Source organism: Spartinivicinus poritis (assembly GCF_028858535.1).
Taxonomy (GTDB): Bacteria; Pseudomonadota; Gammaproteobacteria; order Pseudomonadales; family Zooshikellaceae; genus Spartinivicinus; species Spartinivicinus poritis.
The window spans coordinates 111,865-133,838 of record NZ_JAPMOU010000006.1 but is presented as its reverse complement, the minus strand read 5'-3'; the positions used below and the strand labels follow the sequence as shown (position 1 = coordinate 133,838).

The following is a 21,974-nucleotide window of genomic DNA, read 5'->3' as shown; positions in this document are numbered from 1 at the left end:
CGCAGTATTGATAAAAAGGGTATCTTGTTAACCAAAGTGCCCTTTCACTCATTAACCTCATAGCATTATCGCAAGATAGTATAAGTAAGTACTTCTATCATTCGAGCAACCAAAATACAATCTGCTTATAAAGCTCAATAAGTGTTAAAAATAATAACACCCACGAAGTACTTGCGATGTTAGGCACTAATTCGGAGTGATGAAATAGCTAGTCCTAGCAAGGTGTGGTCATTACAAAGGAATAACAATGGCCGCTCAAAACCAGCCGACCGACTTCGCTAAAAGTCTTTCAGATGAGGCTACCGCTACTGCTTTACTGCTAGCGGGTAGCCAATTAATGCAAAGCAGCCAAGTTTATTCTAAGGGTAATATTGAAGAAAAGTTTGGCCAGCCAAAAGTAGTTGATCAACCCTTTCAGCACACAGGGGAAAATCTAAAGCTTGGTAGTCTATTTGAGCTTAATCAAACTACCTCTTCAGAGGTTCATGATTACTCCCAGAATGTTACAGCTGAAAGCAGTAAAGCTCAGCTTACAGTAGTTAGTCAGCCAGCAATCTTTTCAAGCGCTTTTCTCAATAAGCTTTCAGCAACAGGCTTTGCTCCAGTAGTTAATGTAGAGGAAAGAACAGCAGAAGAAATAGCAAACCCAGTGATCTACCGAGATGACTCAGAAACCATTTCTCGGGGTGGTTATGCTAGTAGTTATGCTACAGCCTCTCCTGTTTTAGAAACTATTAGCCACATAAATCAGCCCTTACCACATCAAGCTGAAACTCAAGCAAGCCCCAGCCAGACAGAATTAGTAGAAAGCAACTCATTAGCACTAGCAGCAAATAGCCATGTTGCTGATAACAAAACATCAATAAATGATGTCAATTCTGACAAATCTCAAATCACACGCCTCCAAGCGCCAGTGTTAGATAGCAACTCGGAAATTAACAATACTGAAGAAGTAGCATCCCATAACCAAGCAGATGCCAGCCCACCAACTACACCCGCTATGACTATGAGTAGCATCAGCAATAATGGTGGGGTTACCTCAAGCAATACCTTAGTATTCAGCGGCACCGCCGAGGCGAACAGCTCCGTCGAGGTGTTTATTGATGGGGTCTCCATTGGCACCACCACTACTGATGGTGCCGGTAACTGGAGCGTTGATCATACCGGCACCACCTTAGCCGATGGCAATTACACCGTTACCGCTCAGGCCACCGATGCCGCCGGTAATGTCAGCGCCCTTTCTGCCGGCTTACCGATTACCATTGATACCAGTGGCCCTGCGGCCCCAGCCATTACCAACATCAGCAATGACACGGGCGCGAGCAATGCCGATGAGATCACCTCGGATAACACCTTAGTCTTCAGCGGCACTGCGGAAGCCAATAGCTCCGTCGAAGTCTTTATTGATGGCGTCTCCATTGGCACTACCACCGCCGATGGCTCGGGTAACTGGAGTGTTGATCATACCGGCACTACCCTGGCCGATGGTAATTACACGATCACTGCCCGCGCCACCGATGCCGCCGGTAATGTCAGTGCCCTGTCTGCTGGCTTGCCCATTACCGTGGATACCAGCGGTCCCGCCGCCCCAGCCATTACTGGTATCAGCAATGACACGGGCGCGAGCAATGCCGATGAAATCACCTCGGATAACACCTTAGTCTTCAGTGGCACCGCCGAGGCGAACAGCTCCGTCGAGGTGTTTATTGATGGGGTGTCGATCGGCACCACCACCGCCGATGGCTCGGGTAACTGGAACGTCGATCATACCGGCACCACCTTGGCCGATGGCAATTACACCCTGACCGCGCAAGCCACCGATGCCGCCAGTAATGTCAGTGGCTTATCGGCTGGCTTACCGATGACCATTGATACCAGTGGCCCCGCCGCCCCGACAGTGACGGGCATCAGCAATGACACCGGGGCGAGCAATGCCGATGAAGTCACGTCGGATAACACCCTAGTCTTTAGCGGCACCGCTGAGGCCAATAGTTCAGTCGAGGTGTTTATTGATGGGGTCTCCATTGGCACGACGACTGCTGATGGTGCTGGTAATTGGAGCGTCGATCACACCAGCACTACCCTGGCCGATGGTAATTACACCCTGACCGCTCGGGCGACCGATGCTGCCGGTAATGTCAGCGCCCTGTCTACCGGCTTACTGGTTACCGTGGATACTAGTGGTCCCGCGGCACCCACCATCACCGGTATCAGCAATGATACGGGCGCGAGCAATGCCGATGAGATCACCTCGGATAACACCTTAGTCTTCAGCGGCACCGCCGAAGCGAACAGCTCGGTGGAAGTGTTTATTGGTGGCGTCTCCATAGGCACCACCACCGCGGATGGCTCAGGGAGTTGGAGTGTTGATCATACTGGTACTGCCTTGGCCGATGGCAATTACACCCTGACCGCGCGAGCGACCGATGTCGCCGGCAATGTCAGTGCGTTATCGGCTGGCTTACCGATCACGATCGATACCAGTGGCCCTGCCGCCCCCGCCGTGACGGGCATCAGCGCTGATACCGGATCGAGCAACTCTGATGAGATCACTTCAGACAATACCTTAGTCTTCAGCGGCACCGCGGAAGCCAATAGCTCGGTGGAAGTGTTTATTGATGGGGTGTCGATTGGCACCACCACCGCCGATGGCGCCGGTAACTGGAGTGTTGATCATACCGGTGCCACCTTGGCGGACGGCAATTACACCCTGACCGCGCGAGCGACCGATGCCGCCGGCAATGTCAGTGCCCTGTCTGCTGGTTTGCCAATGACCATTGATACCAGTGGCCCGGCAGCCCCTTCAATCACCGGCATCAGTAATGACACCGGGGCGAGCAATGCCGATGAAGTCACGTCGGATAACACCCTAGTCTTTAGCGGCACCGCTGAGGCCAATAGTTCAGTCGAGGTGTTTATTGATGGGGTCTCCATTGGCACGACGACTGCTGATGGTGCTGGTAATTGGAGCGTCGATCACACCAGCACTACCCTGGCCGATGGTAATTACACCCTGACCGCTCGGGCGACCGATGCTGCCGGTAATGTCAGCGCCCTGTCTACCGGCTTACTGGTTACCGTGGATACTAGTGGTCCCGCGGCACCCACCATCACCGGTATCAGCAATGATACGGGCGCGAGCAATGCCGATGAGATCACCTCGGATAACACCTTAGTCTTCAGCGGCACCGCCGAAGCGAACAGCTCGGTGGAAGTGTTTATTGGTGGCGTCTCCATAGGCACCACCACCGCGGATGGCTCAGGGAGTTGGAGTGTTGATCATACTGGTACTGCCTTGGCCGATGGCAATTACACCCTGACCGCGCGAGCGACCGATGTCGCCGGCAATGTCAGTGCGTTATCGGCTGGCTTACCGATCACGATCGATACCAGTGGCCCTGCCGCCCCCGCCGTGACGGGCATCAGCGCTGATACCGGATCGAGCAACTCTGATGAGATCACTTCAGACAATACCTTAGTCTTCAGCGGCACCGCCGAGGCGAACAGCTCCGTCGAAGTGTTTATTGATGGGGTCTCGATTGGCACGACGACTGCCGGTGGCGCCGGTAACTGGAGCGTTGACCATACCGACACCACCCTGACCGATGGCAATTACATCGTCACCGCTCGGGCGACCGATGCCGCCGGTAATGTCAGTCCCTTATCGGCTGGCTTACCGATGACCATTGATACCAGTGGCCCGGCAGCCCCTTCAATCACCGGCATCAGTAATGACACGGGCGCCAGTAATGCCGATGAAATCACCTCGGATAACACCCTAGTGTTCAGCGGCACCGCCGAGGCTAACAGCTCCGTCGAGGTGTTTATTGATGGGGTCTCGATTGGCACCACCACCACGGATGGTTCAGGGAACTGGAGTGTCGATCACACCAGCACCACCTTGGCGGACGGCAATCACACCCTGACCGCTCGAGCGACCGATGCCGCCGGTAATGTCAGTGCGTTATCCTCAGGCTTGCCAGTAACTATTGATACGACAAATCCAACCTTTAATAATTCGGTATTTAGCCTTGCAGAAAACAGTGCTTCAAGTACAACTGTTGGTACAGCCAGTGGTACCGATACAACCACCTTAAGTTATAGTTTTTCCAATGACACTCAAACCAGTAGTGACGGATATTTTCAAATTGACGCAAATACTGGTGCAATTACCTTAACCGCAGCTGGCGCCACAGCAGATTTATTAAATTACGAAGCAGGTGCTAATAGTGTTCAGCATAATGTTAAAACAACCGATTTAGCCGGCAATCAAACAACAGCTCAGGTGACAATTAATATTACCGATGTAAATGAGGCCCCTACCATAGCAAATAATACAGTTACGGCAGTTGAAAATACGACTTACACATTTTCAGCCAGTAATTTTAAATTTACCGATGTTGATGCAGGTAGTGCGTTAGCTTCTGTAAAAATTACGAGTTTACCAGTTTCAGGACAATTATTATTAAACGGCTCTGCCGTATCAATAAATGATGAAATTTCAATTAGTGATATAAATAATAATTTATTAGCTTACCAGCCTGCTAACGGGGTTTCTGGAAGTCAGGCTGCAACTTTTAATTATCAAGTCAGTGATGGCACTAATTGGAGTAGTAACAGTGCGCAAATGGATATGGATATTTTAAATACTATTACAGGCACTGCCCCAGCCTCGCAAAGCAGTAATATAACAATTGATGTAAATAACTACACAACTACTAACCAAGGCTTCCAGGCAAGTGCCCAAAAAGTAAATTTATTTACTGGTGCTTTACAAGCTGGCAATATTGATGCTTACGGTAGCGAAGGTTTTGGTATAGATGCACTGACTTTATTTAATGAGTGGAATACAAAATTAGATGAGATTAGTTACAGCACTATATGGAATAAATCTGAAGTTATGACCATAGATTTTGACCAAGATATGACTGATTCGACTGTAAACTTTGCTCGACTATATTCCAGCGATAATGAAGTAGGCCACTGGGAAGCCTACAAAGATGGAGCTTTAGTTGGCCAAGGTGATTTTAATGGTACTAGTGATGGCCAAGGCAGTTTTAATATTGTAGTTGGCGGAGGTTTTGACCAAGTTAAATTTACTGCACTTATGGAAAATGGTGAATCACAAGGCTCTAGTTATTTAGTTAATTCAATTACTGGAAATACAGTTATTCATCAAACAGGTGGCGAAGACACTCTTACTGGTACATCTGCTGGAGACTATATGGCAGGCTTAGGCGGCAACGATATTCTTTCTGGTGGTGGCGGTGATGATTTAATTATTGGTGGTTCTGGTGCAGATACCTTAACAGGCGGCACAGGAGCCGACACTTTTGATTGGAATTTAAATGACCAAGGCACACTTGCTTCACCTACCACTGACACTATTATGGATTTTAATATTGCTGAAAACGATGTACTACATTTACAGGATTTATTAGTAGGGGAAACTCAAGGTACTTTAGATCAATTCCTCACTGTTAGTGCATCTGGTGGCGATACAACAATAGATGTCGCGCATAACGGCGACGGGCAAGTTACGCAAAAAATAGTGTTAGATAATGTAGATTTAACCAGCCACTATGGCACCAGCAATAGCAGTACAATTATTTCTAACTTAGTTAGCGATGGAAGTTTATTAACAGATTAATATCTTTTGTGAATGAACTTTATACCCTAAGGGCACAGGTGGGCAGGTTCACTCATAAGTTAGGGATATGGGGTAATAGGGTATTCTGTAGCTAAGACAGGGATGTCTTTTTAGCTCTTGATGGGCTAAGGATGGCCCTTCAAGAGCGGAGGAAGAATAGCCTGTTATTCCATATCGGACACTAAAGCCTCTCTCCTCCAATGCTACTAAAAGCTACATTTGATCTACTGTTTCAATTCCAAGTACATCCAATCCAATTTTCAGGGTTTTAGCTACCAAAGCACACAACAGTAGTCGACTATTTTTAACCTCTTCTGCAACTCCTTCTTTATTTACTGGGCATTTTTCATAAAAACTCATAAACGCACCAGATAATTCATAAAGGTAACTACATAACAAGTGAGGAGTACCGTCTAAAGCAACTGTCTCAATTGTTTCATGGAGACGTAATAACTGAATAGCCAGTTGCCGCTCAGTTGGCTCTGCTACCTGAATGCTACCTTCCAATGCTTGAGGATTAACATTCGCCTTACGGAAAATACTTTGAATACGCGTGTAAGCGTACAACAAGTAAGGTGCAGTATTGCCATCAAGGGCCAGCATATTATTCCAGCTAAACACATAATCGCTGGTGCGATTTTTTGACAGATCTGCGTATTTAACTGCACCCATTGCTACAGCACGAATTACCTTGACTTTTTGCTCTTCATCCAAGTTAGTGCCTTTATCTGCCAATACTACAGCAGCACGCTCTTCAGCCTCGTCAAGTAATTCAGCTAACTTAACTACTCCGCCTTCTCTGGTTTTGAATGGGCGACCATCCTCACCTAACATCATGCCAAATGGATGATGCTCAAAAGAGCAATTTTCGCTCACAAAACCGGCTAACCGGCTAATGGTAAAAACCTGCTGAAAGTGCTGTGATTGGCGGGCGTCAACATAATACAGTACCCGATCCGCATGAAGGGTACGACTTCTGTGGCGAGTCGCAGCTAAATCAGTGGTAGCATAAAGATAGCCTCCATCTTTTTTCTGGATAATCACCCCCATCGGGTCACCATCTTTGGTTTTAAATTGATCCAGAAATACGACTTTTGCGCCCTGGTCCTCTTTTAACAGACCTTTATCAGACAAGATATTAACAATATTAGGCAGGTCATCGTTATAAGCACTTTCTGCCATTACATCATTACGTGTTAATGACACATTCAACCGCTCATACACTTCTTCACTATGGGAAAGTGAAATATCAATAAAGCGCTGCCATAAGTTTTTGCAATGCTCATCACCTGTTTGCAGTTTAACTACATATTCACGAGATTGATCAGCGAACTCAGGGCTTTCATCAAACAGTTTTTTAGCTTCACGGTAAAAGTTTTCCAGATCAGAAAGCTCCATAGACAACGCATCTGGATTTTCTGAAGTCAGCTTTTCCATGTACGCGATCAGCATTCCAAACTGAGTACCCCAATCGCCCACATGGTTTTGCCTAATCACTTTATGGCCGAGAAACTCCAAAGTTCTGGCTACAGCATCCCCAATAATGGTGCTACGTAAATGGCCTACATGCATTTCTTTCGCCAGGTTAGGCGCAGACAGGTCAACAACGACTGTTTGTGGTTTGCTCACTGGTTGGATGTTAGCTCGCTCATCCTGCTGAGCAGTAATCAGTTGATCAGCCATCCACTCTGGCTTAAGGAACATATTGATAAAGCCAGGGCCAGCAATTTCGAGCTTATCTACCACTTCATCTAAATCAAGCTTGGCTAGTACCAGCTCTGCAAACTCACGAGGGTTCATACCCAACTTTTTAGCAATAGGCATAACCCCGTTTGCTTGATAGTCACCAAAGTTGGCTCGGGAACTCGGCCTTACCACTCCAGGTGATCCTGCAGGTGCTCCTGCCACTACGAGCGCTTCACTCACTTTCGCTTCAAGATACTGGCGAATATTCATTACAATTCCTTACTAACACTGGGGGCTAAGGTCAACAATAAGGTTTGGCTAAAGGCATTCTAGCATGCCCGGTTAACAACTAAGGACAGCAAGCAAGTGCCTGGAGTTGCATCAATGTAGGGATGATTATCGTCGTCGCTGTGCAAACGGGGCCTGCCAGGCTAGGACAGCTGTCTGCAAACATTGAGATAATGAGGGTGATAGTTTGTTCATGGAAAAATGGTACCTAAATCCTTTTTCTAACTCAACATGAACTGGCCCCAGGTTGTTTGTTAATCATTCAAAAATCCCATAACCCTTGCAAAAAACACTCATGCTACACGAGCCCCAAAAAAATACACATGTGTTAACTTTATATTTTTGGTAGTTAATATACTCAAAGATGCAGGATAGCTGAAAAACAAAGCCTGTTAAGTTTGTGTCAGTTACTATTATGAATGTTACAATAGGGTCTGTTGACATTTGCTCGAAGCGTCTGCTGAAGGCTATTATTTTATATAAGGCGAAAGACGCAATGTGTAGCAACTGACAATACAAGACAGTGAAATAATAGCCCTAGCCCTTTGGGTTGTGGTTTAAAAAACCTCTCTCGGCGTTGCTTGTCGTTTATTTGGAATAATCAAACTGCACTCCTCGCGTCTTAACCGAGGCTTTTTAAGTCACATCAAACAAACGTTAATAAACCCTTGAGATTACTGATAACATCTTATCTGTCACTTATGGCTCAAGCTAATCGCAAAACAAAAAACAGCTCACCTAAACGTGGGGCAAGCAAAAAAAAACCAGCAGCCAGTAAATCGGCAATGCCACCTTGGATGTGGTTATTTACCGGGGTAGTTGTTGGGTTATTCATTGCACTGCTGTTTAAGCTGGCACCTAATGCTATCGATTTAAAGCAAGCCGTGGCCAATAACAGTCCGTCACGCCAGCCTGCTCAAGAGAAATCAGCTAACTCACAGCAGCCGACAAAAGCAGTGTTTGATTTTTACACTATTTTGACTGAAAACGAGACCATTGTTTCAGACCCTGCGCCAGCAAAACCAAAGCCCGCACCAAAGCCTACGGTTAACCAGGAAAACAACAAACCAGAAAAACCTGTACAACCTAAGCCGTCAGCTAATGAAAGCTATGTTTTACAAGCAGGATCATTCCGAAATAAAACAGATGCTGATCGGCGCAGAGCACAGCTAATTTTAATGGGACTATCCGCTCAAACCCAAAAAGTTAATATTAAAAATGGCGAAACCTGGTTTCGGGTGCAAGTTGGCCCATTTAAAACTAAAGATAAGCTTGGTAAAGCGAAAACCTTACTAGCCAGTAACAAAATAGATTCATTGGCTGTGCGGATCAGATGATAGTCACTGCTTGAATTCCGCCAGCTCCCCCCCATATACCTCTAAAATAGTGGTGCATATGCTCTTGTTAACTAAACTGTAAGAAGTTGTTTTAGCGACTGCTTTATTACGAGCCTAAGAGCAGGCAGCCCTCATCAATAGAGAGGAATCAAGTTTGGAACAATATCGTGGTACGACGATTTTATCTGTTCGTCGTCAAGGTAAAGTAGTTATTGGTGGTGATGGTCAGGTTTCTTTAGGCAATACCGTCATGAAGGGTAATGCCCGGAAAGTCCGCCGCCTATTCAATGGCAAAGTCATTGCCGGTTTTGCTGGTGGTACTGCGGACGCATTTACCTTATTTGAGCGCTTCGAAGCCCAGCTTGAGAAGCACCAAGGTCATTTAGTGAGATCAGCGGTCGAACTGGCCAAAGACTGGCGGACTGATAGAGCCCTCAGAAGACTAGAAGCACTGCTAGCTGTTGCTGATGAAAAAGCTTCATTGATTATTACCGGTAATGGCGATGTGATCGAGCCAGAAGATAGCTTAATTGCCATTGGCTCTGGCGGCCCATTTGCTCAGTCTGCAGCAAGAGCACTACTGGAAAACACCGAACTAAGCGCACGCGATATCGTAGAAAAAGGGTTGGAAATAGCAGCAGATATTTGTATTTATACCAACCACAACCGCACGATTGAAGAACTAGACTGCGAATAATCACTGATCAGTAGCAAACAGGTTTACTATGGCCAACATGACCCCTCGTGAAATCGTCCATGAATTAGACAAGCATATTATCGGCCAAAATGAAGCCAAGCGTGCCGTAGCGATTGCTTTACGGAACCGCTGGCGCCGAATGCAGTTGGACGAAGAACTTCGCAACGAAATCACCCCTAAAAATATTTTAATGATCGGCCCAACTGGTGTCGGTAAAACTGAGATTGCTCGCCGCTTAGCTAAGCTTGCCAAGGCACCTTTTATAAAAGTAGAGGCCACCAAGTTTACTGAAGTTGGTTATGTAGGCCGCGATGTTGAGTCCATTATGCGTGACTTAGCTGATGCAGCCATCAAAATGATGCGTGAAGAAGAAATGGAAAAAGTTAAGCATCGTGCTTTAGATGCTGCTGAAGAGCGCATTTTAGATGCACTGCTTCCTCCCGCACGCAGTTTTGAAGAAAACTCTCAAGAAAAAGACAACTCCACTACTCGCCAGGTATTCCGTAAAAAGCTACGCGAAGGTGAGCTAGATGAGAGGGAAATTGACATCGAAGTGAAAGATAGCCCAATCGGTGTTGAGATTATGGCGCCTCCTGGCATGGAAGAAATGACCAGCCAGCTGCAAAGCATGTTCTCAAATATGTCTGGCAGCCGTAAAAAAACTCGCAAAATGAAAATTAAAGACGCCTTGAAACAGGTGCAAGATGAAGAGGCAGCTAAATTAGTCAATGAAGATGAATTAAAAGCAAGAGCATTAAATGCTGTTGAGCAAAATGGTATTGTCTTTATTGATGAAATAGATAAAGTGGCTAAACGCTCATCTGGCAGTAATGCTGATGTTTCTCGCGAAGGGGTCCAACGGGACTTACTGCCTTTAATCGAAGGCTGCACCGTCAACACCAAGTTTGGCATGATAAAAACAGACCATATTTTATTTATTGCTTCAGGTGCATTCCACCTGTCTAAGCCATCTGACTTAATTCCAGAGTTACAAGGTCGTCTGCCTATTCGTGTTGAGTTAAATGCACTTTCAGTAGAAGACTTTAAACGTATTCTTACTGAGCCAGACGCCTCTTTAACAGAGCAGTATCAAGCGTTAATTAGCACTGAAGGCTTAACCATAGAATTTACCGATGATGGTATTACTCGTGTTGCTGAAGTGGCCTGGCAAGTTAACGAAACTACCGAAAATATCGGTGCTCGCCGTTTACATACGGTAGTAGAACGACTACTTGAAGAAATATCTTATAGTGCTGCTGACTTAGGCAGTGAGCAAAATGGCGAACCACTAAAAATTGATGCCAGCTATGTAGATAAACATTTAGGCAATTTAGCACAGGATGAAGATTTAAGTCGTTATATTCTGTAAATAAGGCTATAGTCGTAATAGTACATTTCATGGAAGAATTTTAGGGCAAGCTCACAGTTTGCCCTTATAAAAATTTAGCAAATCCTAATAAAAACTGTTTTTCTTCTGTATACCTATTTAATCCACGTCATGTCGTAATCACAAATTTATCCATTCAATAGTCAACATACTATACCCATCACAAATCGTATCAAAAATAATAAGAAGTGAACATGCTCAGTTACCTTGCTACCTTCTCACTATTAGCGGCTCAGTGGGTGCCCATGCAATGGCTTTTTATGAAAATACTGAAGGGCTCTCGATATTCTTTGACCCTAACGAAAGAGCAACCGTTTATGGTGAAAAACACGATTTGAGCAAGGCCATTGCTTTTGAATTACAAAAATACGATTTTTTACAGCCGCATACTGTTTCTATTACTAATGTAGAGCCACTTTAACAACAATTAAATATTGCTCTACAGAATTAAGTATTATCTTGTAGAGCAATTTTACATTACTTAATCCAGCCTTCAGATTCAAATATTTTTAGTGCGTCTTTCGATTTTAAAAATTCAGCAAATGCTGTTGCTTCTTTATCCGCTTTTGACGAAATAGCAATATTCATATCTCGATAAATTCTTCGTTCTGGTTCGATTTCCACATAATCTGTTTTATCAGTGTGGTTTAAAGCCCAGTGAGCCCAGGTAATCCAAGCATCAGCATTCTTACCTTTAAAGGCTCTAAAACTTGCACCACTACCTTTTTCATAAGAAATAATATTAGCTCTAAGCATTTTTACATCATTTAACTTACCTAAGCGACCTGCAATATCTTCCCACACAACTGTACCTGAAGTGTTATAAACACCTTTACCTTCTGTGACAACTACCTTCATACCAGGTTTAAGCAAATCCTTAAAACCAGTTATTTTTTTAGGATTGCCTTCTTTAACAATAATCACCGCAGGTCGAATATAAATAGGCTCAACATCTTTTTCATCAAAAAACTTATAATTTTCAGTAAAAGCCGTCATTGATTGCTCAGATGAACCAAAAATGATATCTGCTGACTTCTGAGCTCTCTCTGTCCACTTATATTCAGGCCCAAAAACAACTTCAACTTTAGTCCCCGTTTTCTTTTGAAAGGCCTTGCCTGCTCTAATTAAAGCCGTGTGCGGTCCGCCTGGCCCAAACACGGTCACAACCCCATCTTTAGGCTGATGTTCAACTTTTGGGTTATGTAGAGAAGCTCCATTCACAAAGGTAGATGATAAAACAACAGATAAACCCAGTGTAAGCTTTTTAATAGAAAACATAACAGCACCTTTTAATATATAAGACTTTTAATTATTAACCTTAGGAGTAGTTACTTCATAGAGAACGCAGCTTTTTTGATATATTTCAATAATGATTACATCATTGCGGGCTTTGAGATGAACTATTCAGCTTTAAAAAATAATAAAAGATGAGGGAATAAACGATAGCAAAAGACTGTAACCAAATCCTATCATGGAAGACATACATGTATTAAAGATTCAAAAAAAGCCGCTTATTAGCGGCTTTTAGCAACAAGCTAAACTTTAACAAATTGGCCAAGGCTTCTTAACTCTGCGTGTACATCATCTTTTGCTCGTAAACTGTTATAAAAAACTGCTGCATCCTTTGCTGACTTCTCCAAAATGCTTGGCTCTTGAAACAGGTTTTGGGCAATATTTTTAAACTCTTCTCTACCATCAAATGCCTCATGCAGCTTACCTGTCACTCTATCATCTGCAAGTGCATACTGAATTTCATTCATTGAATGGCCACCATCAAAATACACAAACATTAATCCTTGTAACTCTAAATGATCTTCCAAACCTCTTGGGTCGGCATTTTTATGTAGCTCTTTGCAAGCTCTTATAGCACCATGCTCAATTAAAATAGTGCCTGAAGGACCGTTTATATAGGTGCCTACCCCTTTATCAAAAAGTTGTTTTGTATAGGAGCCTTCAATATTATTATCTCTATGGTCAGGATCAGATATTTCTAGCCTATCTGGGCAACGGGTATGTTTACCTGACTCCATACTACCTTTGTAGTCATCTTTATACTTAATAGAAAACTGTTGATTAAGACGAAGATCTGCTGGAGAAGCATCAAAATTTCGTAATAGTCCAACAGACTGGCTATCAGCTTGCCTGAACATATCTCCTTCTGCTATTTTGATTTCAACCCTACCTTTACCTGGGGCCTTAAACAGGTCAAAAATACCGTCCCAATGCTCTTTTGGCAACTTAGCACTTGCTTCTTCATTGTTTCTCAAATATAGGTTCAAATATCTGTTTTGATAAACTTTAAGCAGTTTAGTTTTAGCATCCGGTGTCAAACCACTCAACGTTTCTATGGTTTCCTTCACCCTTGGCAGAAAAGCACGAAATTGGGCATCAAAGTCACTTTTCTCGCCTGCACAAGCCTTATCAAAACTTTTAACAATGTCTTCAGGTAAAAAGTTATTTCTAATATAATTGGCTTGTTTCTCTGAAAACTCAAAATATTTGTTATATTTTGCAGGATCTGAAAATATGCTCTCCATTGCATTCTTGGCATAATAGCTTTCAAATACCCTTCTAACTGGGTCATTCACTGCTTTAAGCTTATCTTCTCGACTTAAATTACTCCCATCAAAACCAGTTATTAGATCTTTCAAATCCTTAGCGCTATGTTTATTTTTAATGACTTTGCTCAAAATTTCTTGTGTTTTTGTTTCCCCGCCTTCAGAAATTCTAAACCGATTGATACCCGAGCTTAATGCACCATCTTTAACTGACCATCTCGTATCAGTAGGTGGTATCTCATCTTTTGAGTATTTCTCTATAAAAGGAGTCTCAAACTGACCATTGTATATTACTGAATTTCTGACCGGTTGATCAAAACCCGTTGTATTAAAAAATAAAGTTCTTGTTTTTTCTGCGCTTCCATCTATTAACAGGGTTACTTTTGGCTTATCTAATCTCCCATCAAGCGAGCTCGCTTGTTTATTTTCACTTTTGTCTTGATCAGTCGCATTATTATATAACGCACTAGAATTCTGACTTGCTGAGTTATAGGAAACTTCTCTACCATTTAATTGTCCTTGGTTAGTTGAAGATATTTCCTGTGCCGGATAATTCTGTACAGGTGAATTGGAATTAATTGAATTTGAGTACATTGCTTTTCCTCAACAAGTAATAGAATACTGCTGTCGATACCAAATTTATATCTACAAAAAACTTAGTATATGAAATACATTTAAATTACTTATAGAGAACCCGCTCCAAATACTGTACTGGAACACCTTGAAGCAAACTATTCAGACTGAGCAATATAAATATGCAACAATAAATATAATGCTCAATAATATTCCGACAATATCAGCAGATACACAGCTGCTTGGTAATATGCATAATCTGAGCTTCCACCTTCCTTAGAAAACAACTAATAACAACACATCCTTTCCAAAACTATAAAAACACATGCGCCACAAAAAACATGTGCAATGCTGAATCAGAGCAGGGTTTTCTTAAAACAATTAAAGAACACCTAAAGTTATATTAAAGTAACAAACATGTATTCTTGTTTTTGTGGTCGATGATTTTTATACAACTGACAACTTCAAATGCATTTAATCTCATTATTAGGTATTTATCACACAATCCAAACAAAGAAGACAACAGCTGTTTAATTAAACGATTAATTAATTACCCTAGAAGATTCAACGAACATAATTAATTTCAAATATAATAATATACTTATAAACTTACTCCTTTATTAATTACTTATTTTCGATAGAAACTATTTCTCTAGTCCGAATACATCATCAGATACCAATGACTCTAGTAGGCCATATGGAATTTTTATGTGGTTTGGTGAAATATTCAGGCTAGTACTTATTTTGGTAGACTTGAAAATCTCACTTTAACTTTTTACAACAGCCTAGGCGTACAAATCGCTGTTGCGGAGACACCTGGTCTAAAGAATGAACCCGACAAAACAAACTTACCATTCTTTACTGTAATTCTTGCCCAGTCGTAAAAAGCATCAAATTTCCCTTTAACACTATGCAAAAAGCACATGGAATCATTAGCATTAGTCATGACCACTTCAGGACTACCATGATGCCAGATAAAAGTTTGTGTCCAAAAAATAGATAATGGGTTTTTAACACAACCAGCCCAAGCTTCCAGTTCATCACTATTTACATTACCACCCAAAACCCAGGAGTTACTCATTCGATTAATGCCCACTTGATCCTGGCTGCTATTAAATGACCCAGCTAAACCCGTTAAAAAGCAACGATGGGTATTATTTGGCACCATTTGTGTGCCACCACCTTGGCTACTTAACCAGTTGAAAGCCGTAAATGAGGAGCTACCATAAAATGAACCCACACACATTGCCCATCCCCCTACTCCCTGTTGGCGTGAAGTACCTCCTAAATAATATTTACCATTATTTTGATAAACTCTGACAATTTCATTTCTGCTTTCAAAAGCCCCTTTGACCCCTGTTAAATAACAAACATTAAAAGCGGTTAGTCCCATATCTTGCTCATAACGCCCCTGTGTCCATTGATATTCTTTAGGGGGGTCAGCGAAGCTGGTGATAGAAAATAAAATGATAAATGTTATTAATATTATCCTTAACATGAGCGTATTATCCTTTTACTAATTAAGCTTTTCTTTTAATAGGTATTTTTATGGTTTTATAAGCTCATTAGATTAGAACATCACCACAGCATTACCACTTAAAATTAAACGGGTACACTTATTGCTGGATAGCTACTAACTATCAATAAACGGCAAACAATTACCGGCTAACTATGAACGTAACAACTAATACTCACCCCATAATCGACCATGCCAGACACGAAGGGAGCCAGCAGGCAAAGGTTAATTCTCAAACGGGCCACCAACAAGGTGAAAGCAATAACAAAGCTGCAAGCCCTGAGTCTATTCATCTCTCAGGGCAGATCAATTCGCCCAGCCTTAAGTTACATAGGGATTTCAAGTTAGCTAGCTACCAGACCGAGCTTCGCCAAACCATTGACTCGTTAAAAGCTCAACTGCAACATACTTTGAAAGACATGGGATTGTTAGAGTCAACTTATCTGAAGGTTTCATTAAATGATGCTAATGAAGTTAAAGTGGACTCTTATCTAACTCCCGATATGGCAAACGCAATTGCTTCCAAGCTCAATAGTGATGAGCTTTTTACCCAACGCTTTAAGCAACTTGCACAGAACCAACCCACTGTTAGCTATCTGCAAAATATCACTCAAATCAATAAGGCTTACAATAGCCCAAATAATGTGTTTCAACAGCTGATGCAACGGTTTCAGCCAGGTATGTCATTAGGCGAAGTTTCTCGCCACTTGCAGTCTATTGTCCCTGCCAGTAAGACGGCAGCAACATCATTTAGTTTTGAGTTTAATGGTTATTAAAGGCCAGCTCTCATTGCTCAATAAAAACACTAAACAGCGAATAGCTATCTCTCTTTGCTTTATTTCGGTGTAAACTGGGTTAAATTGTTATTAAAACTGATTTACCCATGACAACCACAGCACCGATTCCACAAGATATCAAACTGCATAAACGCTCTAAAACATTGGAGTTGGTTTATGCCGACCAACGCTATACCTTAACTTGCGAGTTTCTTCGTGTTCACTCTCCATCTGCGGAAGTGCGTGGCCACGGCAAGCCTATTTTACAAACGGGTAAAGCCAATGTGGCAATTACGGGTGTTGAAGTCGTTGGCAACTATGCACTCAAACTGGTTTTTGATGATGGTCATGACAGTGGGCTGTATACCTGGGAATACTTACAGCAACTGAGCCTTAACCAAGATAAACTTTGGCAACAGTATTTAACAGCGCTTCACGAGGCAGGTGCCAGTCGAGACCCAGACACCAGTGTGGTAAAGTTAGTCGATCTTTAACGAGGGCATGTGATGACAAAACAGCAAGAGCAAGCAGAAGATACTACTCACTTCGGCTATCAAACCGTTGCGAAAAAAGACAAAGCTGAAAAAGTTGCTGAGGTTTTCCACTCCGTTGCCCAAAAATACGACATTATGAATGATTTGATGTCGCTAGGTGTCCATCGTTTATGGAAGCGGTTTACCATCGAACTCAGCGCTGTCAGGCAAGGCCACCAGGTGTTGGATATTGCCGGTGGCACAGGTGATTTAGCATTTCAGTTTGCTAAATTGGTAGGCCCTACCGGTCGGGTAGTTTTGGCAGATATCAATAATTCCATGTTAACCGTAGGCCGTGACAAATTAATCGACCGTGGCATTGTTGATAACACTGAATTTGTCCAAGCCAATGCCGAATGTTTACCCTTTGCTGATAATACGTTTAATTGCATTACCATTGCCTTTGGCTTACGAAACGTAACAGATAAAAATGCCGCATTGCGCTCGATGTTACGGGTATTAAAGCCTGGTGGCCGGCTGCTGGTATTAGAGTTTTCAAAAACTGACAACCCATTATTAAGCAAGGCGTACGATTTATATTCTTTCTCTGTATTACCGGCTTTGGGCAAACTCGTCACTAATGATTCAGAGAGCTATCGTTATTTGGCCGAGTCGATTAGGATGCATCCAGATCAAGAAACCCTGAAAGAAATGATGGTTGATGCCGGCTTTGTTAGAGCGACCTACCATAACTTAACGGGTGGGATTGTGGCTGTGCATAAAGGAATAAAGCCTTAGAGGCACCCTTAATAAAATCATATGGAGTAATAGGGTATTCTTCCGCCGCTCTACAAGACCATCCATGGTCTTTAGAGCTAAAGTGGTATCCCGACCACAGCTACAAAATACCCTATCACTCCATATAAAATACCAAGCCTTCAAGGAATTATGAGGTAAGAGGATAGTATTTTTATAATGGCCAGCTCAATTATTACAACCGCAGCTTTTGCTTCTATAGAAACAGCCATTAACCGGATTTTACGGCTTGACCCTATTGCTTTAGAACAACTGGCTAAACTATCCGGCAAAACCCTGTGCATTCAATGCACCATGCCTCAACTGGTCATTTATCTTGAACCAACAGCAGAAGGTGTCAGACTGAAAAGCCACCACGAAGCAGAAATTACCTGTTGTATTTCAGGCACAGGCCCTTCCTTATTACAACTGCTAGTCAGCCAAGATAAAAATAACCAGTTATTTGGTGGTGCAGTGCAGATTATTGGCAGTAGCGATTTTGCCATGCAAATCCAGCAAATACTACAAAACAGCCAATTGGACTGGGAGGGCTGGCTGGCAAAATACACTGGGCCAGTATTTGCCCACACCCTTGGCCAAGGGGTGCGTAGCGGACTAGCCTTTGCCCAAAAAACTGCCAACACTTTTCAGCAAAACTTATCTGAGTATCTACAAGAAGAATTACGCCAGCTTCCTTCACGCAACGAAGTAGAATGCTTTTTTGACGACATAGATGAATTAAAACTGGCTACGGATCGACTAACCGCACGAGTAAAAAGGCTAGCTGCGCAGCTAGACAAAGCGACAAATACTAAAAGCTCATAGCTGTGTTTAACGCCCGATATAACAAGTAAAAGTGCCCTGCAGACCAACTAAAATTTGGCGACTCCAAAGGCTCCCCAGTGAGAGGGCGGTAGTTTTCATAAAGAGGTACACCAACTGCCGTCACTCCTTTACCATGGGTGATCAGCTTATCTGCTAATAATCGCGCTTCTTTGTTAAAGCCATAGTTGATATACTGAAATAAGCCTGGTCAAGCCAAACAGCTCCTTGCCAATAGCCATTTGGTTTAAAGCCCGGGCTACTTTGCGAAGCTGAAGGAAAAGGCATATAACTATTAAATTCGTTAGCTACATTTTAAGTTTCTAATTTCAATTGTATTAGTAATCTTTCCGCCCTTTTATTACCTTGCTCTTTAGCCTTAGTTAACCAGTATTTTGCCTTTTCAATACTCTTTTCAACCCCTTTTCCTTCCGCAAGAATTTTTCCATACCAAAACTCGCCAAAATCAAAATTTTGCTCTGCTGATTTTTCAAACCACTTTGCGGCTTCTTGATATGATTTTTCAGTTCCCCAACCATTATAATACAAAACACCTATATTAGTTTGGGCAGCCATATGACCTTGATTAGCTGATTTCTGATACCAATTAAAGGCTTGACTCAAATCTTTACTTACATTCTGCCCAAATTGATATGCAATACCCATCTCATTTTGACCATTTGCATGACCAGCAAATGCTAATTTTTTATTTAATTCAAATGCCTTATTTAAATCTTTATCAACATACCGACCATACTTATACATAGTAGCTAGTCTTTCAAGGGCTTGTATAGACCCTTGCTCACCTGCTTTTTCAAGCCAGTCTACCCCTTCTGGGATATTTATTTCCGTACCTTGCCCAAACATAAGCATCATTGATGTTTTCAATTGTGCAAAGGCATTACCAAACTCAGCATATTTTTTATACCATTTGAAAGCTTCTGTTAAATCTTTTTCTACTGCTTTCCCATTTTCGTACATAAAGGTGAGTGTTTTCAAAGACTCCTCAACGCCTTGTTCAGCAGCTTTTTGTAAATACATTAGCGCCCTATCAATGCTCGCTTCAACACCATCTCCCCTTAGATAGGCAACACCCATTGTGTACTGCATTAAGTGATCACCATTATCAGCTAGTATTTTCGTCCAATGAACAGCTTTTTCTTTATTCTTTAAAGCAATATACTGTTTAACCAACTCTTTTTGTGCCAAAACATCATTACTATCTGCTGCTTTTTCAAGCAATTCAATACCTTCAGAAGTTTTTCCTTGTTCAGCCAAAGCAACTCCAAGATTACGAATACTTGCCATATCTCCCTTATCTGCTGCTCGCGAAAATAATTCAATTGCTTTCTTTACGTCTTTCTTTAGCCCTTTGCCATAATATAAGCTAACACCATATCGCCTAAGCCCTTCAACACTCCCCTGCTCAGCAGCGAGTTTAGCCCACCTTGCAGATGCAGTATAGTCCACTTCCATATCTTCACAGTCATTTTCATAGTAAACCTTAGACAATTCTACTTGGGCATGGACATAGTTTCTTTCAGCTGAATAAGTCAATAATTCAACTGCCTTCTTACAGTCTTTTTCAAAACCTAAGCCATAACGATAAAATCGTCCAAGATTCGCTACTGCTATTTCATTCCCATATTGAGCAGACTTTGTATACCAATAAATAGCTTTCTGGTAGTCTTGGTCAACATAGATTCCATTACCATATAGAGAGGCCAGATTATTTTGTCCTATTAAATACCCTTGATATGCAGACCTTTTGTACAACTCAAATGCTTTTTCATTACTTTTTTCTACACCCTTACCATTTCTATACATAACTCCCAGTTCATTTTGAGAACACGGATCATTGAGAGTAACTCCTTGTTTAAAAAACCCCACAGCTGCATCAATATCTTTTTCAGGAACTAAGCCATATTGAGCCAGAATCCCAAGTCTACAAAATCCTTCTGCTAAACCATTTTCTGCTGCTTTTTGGTACCAGGAAAATGCTAGTTTATAGTCAATTTTAGTTCCTATTCCATCACTATAAAAATCAGCAACAGATTTTTGAGCCTGTATACTTCCTAGCTCTGCTGCTTTATACATTAATTGAAACGTCTTGTTATAATCTTGGGCAACACCTTTTCCTGTATGATATAGATAAGATAGGTGTCCATAAGCATCTGGTACATTGTATTTAGCTACCTGTTCAAACCACATCATAGCTTCTGAGTAAGCTTCAAGCTCAAGTGCCGTTCTACCTAACTTTAGCATTGAGTAACTTGATCCAGAAGAAGCTAATTTTTCATCAAAATACCAACTTACAGCAGTGCTATAAAAATAATAAAGTTTTGATAGTGCCCTTTTTTCCTTTTCTGAAAATAACTGTTCATCAAGTATACTCCGTTTTTCATCAACTACTTCTGAAGTTTTGGGTTGTCTTATATCAGCGTATATTTGTGTAGTTAATGTTAACGCACAAATAGTTAAATAAATACGGTTCAATAACATGTAATGCTGAGGCCTTAGGTTTTGGTCGGTAATTTATGTTTCATTCACTAAAAATAAATGATAATGAATTTTTTTGAGATTGCTCTATCTGCTTAGTAAATAGAACGAATAAGCCCGCTGATGGTTGGCTTTGGACTTATGGAGTTTCAATAGGCTCTTTTATTTCTATAAGCTCCGTTACTTTCCCTTGCTTTACTTTAAGAAACCAACAGAACCTATATCTTAGAAGCGTGAATTCATCTGTCATTTCAAAAAGCATAGCTCCTTGGTCCCCTTCAATTACTACTTTTTTCAGCTCTACATCTTTAGAAGTTGCTTCATCATCAAGCTCTAACCACACTTTTGCGTCAATCATACTTGATGGCCCAATGTATTTGAAATCTTCAGCAAAAAGCCCTTTGTCTAAGCTATTAGTTAACTTCCACGAATTAAAAACCTTAAAAAAGTAGCTCTTTCATTAAAAATTTTAATAGGTGTATCAATTAATCATAAGCGCACTAGTTTATTTTTCAAACTCAAAATGTCGTTTCATCAAACTCATAGGCTCGCGAAGATCTATTTTCAAAAAGTCCAATAACTCAAAAAACCAAAAAAGCTTTTGATCCACTTCATCCAGCCCTTTATTAGCTGATAAAAGCGAAATTCCAATTCTAGAACTTAAAATGGCTTCACTACTAAAATCCCGAATTGCATCTCTACTGTCAATATAAGCCCAGAACTTTTCTAAAATTTTAGAATACTCTTCTTCCGATATATTTCCATGCTGAAAATCACTAGCAACTTGCAATGCATTCGGTAGTTCATCAGGAAAACCAATATCTAGTTTTTCTAGAACTTTAATCATGAAATTGAGGTACAGTTTCATGATATTTTCATTATCTTCAGGCCATCTAATTTGACTGATATACATAGTT

Annotated in this window: 16 protein-coding genes and 1 pseudogene; 9 read left to right on the top strand and 8 right to left on the bottom strand. The window is 41.9% G+C overall.

The features are described from left to right. The first annotated feature begins 247 nt into the window (after window positions 1-247). Entirely contained in the window at window positions 248-5,650 is a 5,403-nt protein-coding gene (locus ORQ98_RS07230) for a beta strand repeat-containing protein (RefSeq protein WP_274688116.1), read from the top strand. 213 nt (window positions 5,651-5,863) lie between these two features. On the opposite strand, the gene argS is transcribed toward ORQ98_RS07230, so the two are convergent. After that, window positions 5,864-7,606 carry an arginine--tRNA ligase gene (argS, locus tag ORQ98_RS07225; RefSeq protein ID WP_274688115.1) on the bottom strand — a complete coding sequence of 581 codons (1,743 nt, stop codon included), beginning with the start codon at window positions 7,604-7,606 and terminating at the stop codon, window positions 5,864-5,866. Window positions 7,607-8,325: 719 nt separating this feature from the next. Here argS and ORQ98_RS07220 point away from each other — a divergent pair. From ORQ98_RS07220 to ORQ98_RS07205, 4 genes are all read left to right on the top strand, one after another. Beyond that, on the top strand, window positions 8,326-8,961 hold the full coding sequence (locus tag ORQ98_RS07220; protein ID WP_274688114.1) for an SPOR domain-containing protein: 636 nt from the start codon (window positions 8,326-8,328) through the stop codon (window positions 8,959-8,961). 154 nt (window positions 8,962-9,115) lie between these two features. Continuing rightward, a complete protein-coding gene (hslV, locus tag ORQ98_RS07215) occupies window positions 9,116-9,658 on the top strand; it encodes an ATP-dependent protease subunit HslV (RefSeq protein WP_163835957.1) in 543 nt (180 codons plus the stop codon). A 28-nt stretch (window positions 9,659-9,686) separates the two neighbouring features. Further along, complete coding sequence (gene hslU / locus ORQ98_RS07210; protein WP_274688113.1) at window positions 9,687-11,027, top strand: ATP-dependent protease ATPase subunit HslU; 1,341 nt, start codon at window positions 9,687-9,689, stop codon at window positions 11,025-11,027. Between the two features lie 148 nt (window positions 11,028-11,175). Next, window positions 11,176-11,466 (top strand): YopT-type cysteine protease domain-containing protein, encoded by a 291-nt coding sequence (locus ORQ98_RS07205; RefSeq protein ID WP_342455188.1) that lies wholly within the window; start codon window positions 11,176-11,178, stop codon window positions 11,464-11,466. A gap of 56 nt (window positions 11,467-11,522) precedes the next feature. On the opposite strand, the gene ORQ98_RS07200 is transcribed toward ORQ98_RS07205, so the two are convergent. The 3 genes from ORQ98_RS07200 to ORQ98_RS07190 form a co-directional block, all read right to left on the bottom strand. Further along, window positions 11,523-12,323 (bottom strand): extracellular solute-binding protein, encoded by an 801-nt coding sequence (locus ORQ98_RS07200; RefSeq protein WP_274688112.1) that lies wholly within the window; start codon window positions 12,321-12,323, stop codon window positions 11,523-11,525. 257 nt (window positions 12,324-12,580) lie between these two features. Further along, entirely contained in the window at window positions 12,581-14,197 is a 1,617-nt protein-coding gene (locus ORQ98_RS07195) for a hypothetical protein (protein WP_274688111.1), read from the bottom strand. A 754-nt stretch (window positions 14,198-14,951) separates the two neighbouring features. Continuing rightward, window positions 14,952-15,674, bottom strand: a complete 723-nt coding sequence (locus tag ORQ98_RS07190) for a hypothetical protein (protein WP_274688110.1) — start codon at window positions 15,672-15,674, stop codon at window positions 14,952-14,954. Window positions 15,675-15,847: 173 nt separating this feature from the next. Here ORQ98_RS07190 and ORQ98_RS07185 point away from each other — a divergent pair, with 173 nt between their 5' ends. The 4 genes from ORQ98_RS07185 to ORQ98_RS07170 all read left to right on the top strand — a co-directional run bounded on the left by ORQ98_RS07185 (window position 15,848) and on the right by ORQ98_RS07170 (window position 18,561). Continuing rightward, a complete protein-coding gene (locus ORQ98_RS07185; protein WP_274688109.1) occupies window positions 15,848-16,468 on the top strand; it encodes a hypothetical protein in 621 nt (206 codons plus the stop codon). A gap of 107 nt (window positions 16,469-16,575) precedes the next feature. Beyond that, window positions 16,576-16,962 (top strand): gamma-butyrobetaine hydroxylase family protein, encoded by a 387-nt coding sequence (locus ORQ98_RS07180; protein ID WP_274688108.1) that lies wholly within the window; start codon window positions 16,576-16,578, stop codon window positions 16,960-16,962. A gap of 12 nt (window positions 16,963-16,974) precedes the next feature. Further along, window positions 16,975-17,739 carry a bifunctional demethylmenaquinone methyltransferase/2-methoxy-6-polyprenyl-1,4-benzoquinol methylase UbiE gene (ubiE, locus tag ORQ98_RS07175; RefSeq protein WP_180568888.1) on the top strand — a complete coding sequence of 255 codons (765 nt, stop codon included), beginning with the start codon at window positions 16,975-16,977 and terminating at the stop codon, window positions 17,737-17,739. A gap of 177 nt (window positions 17,740-17,916) precedes the next feature. Continuing rightward, the gene (locus ORQ98_RS07170; protein ID WP_274688107.1) at window positions 17,917-18,561 is read left to right on the top strand and encodes a ubiquinone biosynthesis accessory factor UbiJ; all 645 of its coding nucleotides are present in this window, start codon (window positions 17,917-17,919) and stop codon (window positions 18,559-18,561) included. A gap of 153 nt (window positions 18,562-18,714) precedes the next feature. On the opposite strand, the pseudogene ORQ98_RS29560 reads toward ORQ98_RS07170, so the two are convergent. The 4 genes and pseudogenes from ORQ98_RS29560 to ORQ98_RS07155 all read right to left on the bottom strand — a co-directional run. Next, a pseudogene (locus tag ORQ98_RS29560) lies at window positions 18,715-18,852 on the bottom strand (MGH1-like glycoside hydrolase domain-containing protein); the annotation flags it as partial. A 21-nt stretch (window positions 18,853-18,873) separates the two neighbouring features. Continuing rightward, complete coding sequence (locus tag ORQ98_RS07165; protein WP_274688106.1) at window positions 18,874-21,060, bottom strand: tetratricopeptide repeat protein; 2,187 nt, start codon at window positions 21,058-21,060, stop codon at window positions 18,874-18,876. A gap of 136 nt (window positions 21,061-21,196) precedes the next feature. Then, entirely contained in the window at window positions 21,197-21,415 is a 219-nt protein-coding gene (locus ORQ98_RS07160) for a nuclear transport factor 2-like protein (protein ID WP_274688105.1), read from the bottom strand. Window positions 21,416-21,562: 147 nt separating this feature from the next. Continuing rightward, on the bottom strand, window positions 21,563-21,904 hold the full coding sequence (locus tag ORQ98_RS07155) for a hypothetical protein (RefSeq protein ID WP_274688104.1): 342 nt from the start codon (window positions 21,902-21,904) through the stop codon (window positions 21,563-21,565). Window positions 21,905-21,974 lie beyond the last annotated feature (70 nt).

What these genes read in the sequence shown, in the direction of transcription:
- ORQ98_RS07200 (WP_274688112.1), bottom strand. Translation starts at nt 12,323, where the DNA reads ATGTTTTCTATTAAAAAGCTTACACTGGGTTTATCTGTTGTTTTATCA.
- hslU (WP_274688113.1), top strand. Translation starts at nt 9,687, where the DNA reads ATGGCCAACATGACCCCTCGTGAAATCGTCCATGAATTAGACAAGCAT.
- ubiE (WP_180568888.1), top strand. Translation starts at nt 16,975, where the DNA reads ATGACAAAACAGCAAGAGCAAGCAGAAGATACTACTCACTTCGGCTAT.
- ORQ98_RS07230 (WP_274688116.1), top strand. Translation starts at nt 248, where the DNA reads ATGGCCGCTCAAAACCAGCCGACCGACTTCGCTAAAAGTCTTTCAGAT.
- ORQ98_RS07195 (WP_274688111.1), bottom strand. Translation starts at nt 14,197, where the DNA reads ATGTACTCAAATTCAATTAATTCCAATTCACCTGTACAGAATTATCCG.
- ORQ98_RS07190 (WP_274688110.1), bottom strand. Translation starts at nt 15,674, where the DNA reads ATGTTAAGGATAATATTAATAACATTTATCATTTTATTTTCTATCACC.
- argS (WP_274688115.1), bottom strand. Translation starts at nt 7,606, where the DNA reads ATGAATATTCGCCAGTATCTTGAAGCGAAAGTGAGTGAAGCGCTCGTA.
- ORQ98_RS07155 (WP_274688104.1), bottom strand. Translation starts at nt 21,904, where the DNA reads ATGATTAAAGTTCTAGAAAAACTAGATATTGGTTTTCCTGATGAACTA.
- ORQ98_RS07180 (WP_274688108.1), top strand. Translation starts at nt 16,576, where the DNA reads ATGACAACCACAGCACCGATTCCACAAGATATCAAACTGCATAAACGC.
- ORQ98_RS07160 (WP_274688105.1), bottom strand. Translation starts at nt 21,415, where the DNA reads ATGATTGACGCAAAAGTGTGGTTAGAGCTTGATGATGAAGCAACTTCT.
- ORQ98_RS07165 (WP_274688106.1), bottom strand. Translation starts at nt 21,060, where the DNA reads ATGTTATTGAACCGTATTTATTTAACTATTTGTGCGTTAACATTAACT.
- ORQ98_RS07220 (WP_274688114.1), top strand. Translation starts at nt 8,326, where the DNA reads ATGGCTCAAGCTAATCGCAAAACAAAAAACAGCTCACCTAAACGTGGG.
- ORQ98_RS07170 (WP_274688107.1), top strand. Translation starts at nt 17,917, where the DNA reads ATGGCCAGCTCAATTATTACAACCGCAGCTTTTGCTTCTATAGAAACA.
- ORQ98_RS07185 (WP_274688109.1), top strand. Translation starts at nt 15,848, where the DNA reads ATGAACGTAACAACTAATACTCACCCCATAATCGACCATGCCAGACAC.